4 protein-coding genes are annotated in these 2,498 nt (G+C 71.6%); all 4 read left to right on the top strand.

Annotated features, from left to right (window positions below):
- Window positions 1-129: 129 nt before the first annotated feature.
- On the top strand, window positions 130-324 hold the full coding sequence (gene rpmI / locus ACWEVN_RS47530; RefSeq protein ID WP_043780277.1) for a 50S ribosomal protein L35: 195 nt from the start codon (window positions 130-132) through the stop codon (window positions 322-324).
- Window positions 325-392: 68 nt separating this feature from the next.
- Complete coding sequence (gene rplT / locus ACWEVN_RS47525; protein ID WP_004559056.1) at window positions 393-770, top strand: 50S ribosomal protein L20; 378 nt, start codon at window positions 393-395, stop codon at window positions 768-770.
- Entirely contained in the window at window positions 767-1,582 is an 816-nt protein-coding gene (locus ACWEVN_RS47520; protein ID WP_452055667.1) for a TrmH family RNA methyltransferase, read from the top strand. The genes rplT and ACWEVN_RS47520 overlap by 4 nt, the downstream gene beginning before the upstream one ends.
- 51 nt (window positions 1,583-1,633) lie before the next feature.
- On the top strand, window positions 1,634-2,467 hold the full coding sequence (locus ACWEVN_RS47515) for a DUF6159 family protein (RefSeq protein ID WP_452055666.1): 834 nt from the start codon (window positions 1,634-1,636) through the stop codon (window positions 2,465-2,467).
- The last annotated feature ends 31 nt before the right edge of the window (window positions 2,468-2,498 follow it).

Genomic DNA, 2,498 nt, shown 5'->3' with positions numbered 1-2,498 from the left:
GGGGTGGGCGGTGGGTTACCGGGGGGTGGTGCGGGACTCCGTCGTATGGTATTCCCGCTAGGGCGCCCACCAGCACTTTTCTGGGTCTCACCGGTTCTCCGGTGAGCCGCCGCACGAAAGAGGACAGAAATGCCGAAGATGAAGACCCACAGCGGGACGTCCAAGCGCATCCGCAAGACGGGTACGGGCAAGCTGCGCCGCCAGATGACCGGCCGCCGCCACCGCATGGAGAAGAAGTCCAGCCGCGTGACCCGCCGTCTCGAGGGCACCACCGAGGTGTCGAAGACCGAGGTCGGCCGCGTCAAGCGCCTGCTCGGCATCTGATCCCGCAGAACTTGCTCTGACCCACCCGGGGCGTCCCCCTCGCCCCCCGAAATCGACAGGATGGACCCGTGGCACGCGTCAAGCGGGCGGTCAACGCCCAGAAGAAGCGTCGCGCAACTCTCGAACTGGCCAGCGGCTACCGCGGCCAGCGTTCGCGGCTGTACCGCAAGGCCAAGGAGCAGACGCTTCACTCGCTGAACTACGCCTACCGGGACCGCCGTGCCCGCAAGGGTGACTTCCGCCAGCTGTGGATCACCCGCATCAACGCGGCCGCCCGCGCCAACGGCGTGACCTACAACCGGTTCATCCAGGGCATCAAGGCCGCGGGTGTCGAGGTCGACCGCAAGATCCTCGCGGACCTCGCCGTCAACGACGCCGCCGCCTTCACCGCGCTGGCCGAGCTCGCCAAGGCCAACGTCAACACCGGCGAAGCGAAGTCGGCCTGACCGGCAGCTTTCAACGACCCGGGGCGGAGCCGTTCACCGAACGGACCCCCCGGGTCGTTGCTGCGCGCAAGCTGACGCGGCGCGCGGAACGCGATAAGACCGGCCGGTTCCTGGCCGAAGGCGCCAACGCCGTCGAGGCGGCGCTCGAGCACGGCACCGTGCACGAACTGTTCGTCACCGCACGCGCGGCGGAGCAGCACGCAAACCTCGTCGACGCCGCCCGCGCGGCCGGCGTCGGGGTGTCGCCGATCACCGACCGCGCCGCCGACGGGCTGTCGGAAACCGTGACGCCCCAAGGCATCGTGGCCGTCTGCGCGCTGCTGGACCGGCCCATCGAGGAAGCCGTGACGCCGGACGCGCGGCTCGTGGTCGTGCTCGTCGACGTCGCCGACCCCGGCAACGCCGGCACGGTCATCCGGGTCGCCGACGCGGCCGGCGCCGACGCCGTGGTCCTGGCGGGCGACACGGTCGACCCCCACAACGGCAAGTGCGTCCGCGCGGCGGCCGGCAGCCTCTTCCACCTGCCGATCGCGCGCGTCCGCGACGTCCCGGCCGCGCTGGCCGCCTGCTCGGCCGCGGGCCTGCGGACGTTCGCCGCCCACGGCTACGCCGACGCCGAACTCGATCGGGTGGACCTCGCGGCGCCGACGGCGTGGGTCTTCGGCAACGAAGCCCACGGCCTGCCCGCCGACGTCCTCGACCGGACCGACCTCGCCGTCCGGATCCCCCTGTACGGCCGCGCGGAGAGCCTCAACCTGGCCACCGCGGCGGCCGTCTGCGTCTACACGAGCGCGATGGCGGCCCGCCGCTGACCTGCGAGTAGGCTCCCGCACTATCCATTGTGGCCGATATTGGGGGGTTCCATGGGCAGGCTCGCCCGTTCGTTCGCGCTGTTCTCCGCTTCGTTCAAGGTGCTGCGTGCCCACAAGGGCCTGGCGTGGTTCCCGGTGCTCGCCGGGATCGCCGGGCTGCTGGTCGCCGCGGTGTTCCTGACACCCGCGTTCTTCACCGTCCACCTCGATGCCGACAACTTCCGGCCGACCGCCGGCACGTACGTGCTGCTCGCGGCGTTCTACCTCGTCTCGGCGTTCGTCACGATCTTCTTCAACGCCGCCCTGATCTCCCAGGCGGACGTCGCGCTGCGCGGCGACGGCGGCATGCCGGGGGTCGGCGCCGGTCTCGCCGCGGCCGGCCGCCGCTGGCCGACCCTGCTCGGCTGGGCCGGCGTGACCGCGACGGTCAGCGTGGTGCTGCGGACGATCGAGGAGCGGCTCGGCTTCCTCGGCAACATCATCAGCGGGCTGATCGGCCTGGCCTGGCGGCTCACGACGTTCCTCGTGCTGCCGGTCGTGCTGCTCGAAGGCACCGGGGTGAAGGCGGGTGTCAAGCGCTCGGTCGAGCTGTTCCGCCGCACCTGGGGCGAGAACGCCGTGGGCACCGCGGGCATCGGCCTGGTCGGCTTCCTGCTGACCTTCGCCGGTTACGTCGTGCTCCTCGGCGCCGGCTTCCTGCTCGGCGGCACGGCCACCATCTTCGTCTGCGTCGGGCTGGCGATCGTCTGGACCCTGCTGGTCGCGGTCTTCAGCACGACACTGACGGGGATCTACCAGACCGCGCTGTACCGCTACGCCGCCGAGGGCGTCGTGCCCGGCGAGTTCGCGTCGGTCGACTTCTCGGCGGCCTTCCGCCGGCGCTGACCGGGCGTCCGCACGCCCCCGGGGCGACCGG

The organism is Amycolatopsis sp. NPDC003861 (genome assembly GCF_053605405.1).
This window is presented reverse-complemented; position numbering and strand designations above follow the sequence as displayed.

Bases quoted from the DNA above. Each gene is read 5' to 3' on its own strand.
- rpmI (WP_043780277.1), top strand. From the start codon at position 130: ATGCCGAAGATGAAGACCCACAGCGGGACGTCCAAGCGCATCCGCAAG.
- ACWEVN_RS47515 (WP_452055666.1), top strand. From the start codon at position 1,634: ATGGGCAGGCTCGCCCGTTCGTTCGCGCTGTTCTCCGCTTCGTTCAAG.